At 77.2% G+C, this 867-nt stretch carries 1 protein-coding gene; it reads right to left on the reverse strand.

Going from position 1 to position 867, the window contains the following annotated elements; translation table 11 throughout:
* On the reverse strand, positions 1-726 hold a 726-nt coding region (locus tag ACFW2E_RS44430), incomplete at its 3' end, for a ribokinase (RefSeq protein WP_384477153.1).
* Between the last annotated feature and the right edge of the window lie 141 nt (positions 727-867).

The raw sequence follows: 867 nt of genomic DNA on the forward strand, positions 1-867 counted from the left end.
GCGGAGACCCCCGCGCCCCCCCCCACCCCCCCCCGCGCGCGAGCCCCGACCCCCCCCCTCGCCCGCCCGCGTCACCACCACCGACCCGCCGCCCCCCGCGAGCAGCACCCGCGCCCCGTCCTCGGGCGCCGCGCCGGCGTCGGCGTCGCCCAGGACGGTCCTCGCCTCGTGCTCGTTCACTATCAGCGGGTCGCAGGCGGCCAGCACCTCCGGCGGGAGGGGGCGCGGCGGGGAGGGGTTCAGGACGAAGCGGCTCCCGGGGGTGAGGGATCGTACGACCTCCACGACCGTCTCCAGCGGGATCTCCAGCTGTGCCGAGACCACCCGGGAGGCCTTCAGGAGGCTCCCGGCGGCCCGGACGTCGTCCGGCGTCAGGCGGCCGTTCGCGCCCGGCGACACGACGATGCTGTTGTCCCCGGAGGGGTCCACCGTGATCAGCGCGACCCCGGTCGGCGCCCCGCCCACCAGCACGCCCGACGTGTCGACCCCGACGGCTCGCTGCGACTCCAGGAGCAGCCTGCCGTGGGCGTCGTCGCCGACCCGGGCCAGCAGGGCCGTACGGGCCCCGAGCCGGGCGGCCGCGACCGCCTGGTTGGCGCCCTTGCCGCCGGGGTGCACGGCGAGGTCGCCGCCGAGCACCGTCTCTCCGGCACCCGGGCGCCGCTCGACGCCGATCACCAGATCGGCGTTGGCCGATCCCACGACCAGGAGGTCGTAGTCGTACATGAGGAAACTCCCTGGGGAAACGGGTCGGGACGGCCGGGGCCCGGCCACGGGCGGCCGGCCGGGGCAGGGGGCGGGATCCGGGGGATACGGGGTGGGTGTACATCGTGTGCCCCCTGAACCGCCCCCGAAACCGCGGCACGA

The organism is Streptomyces sp. NPDC058964 (assembly GCF_042741275.1).
In the GTDB taxonomy this organism is placed as follows: Bacteria; Actinomycetota; Actinomycetes; order Streptomycetales; family Streptomycetaceae; genus Streptomyces.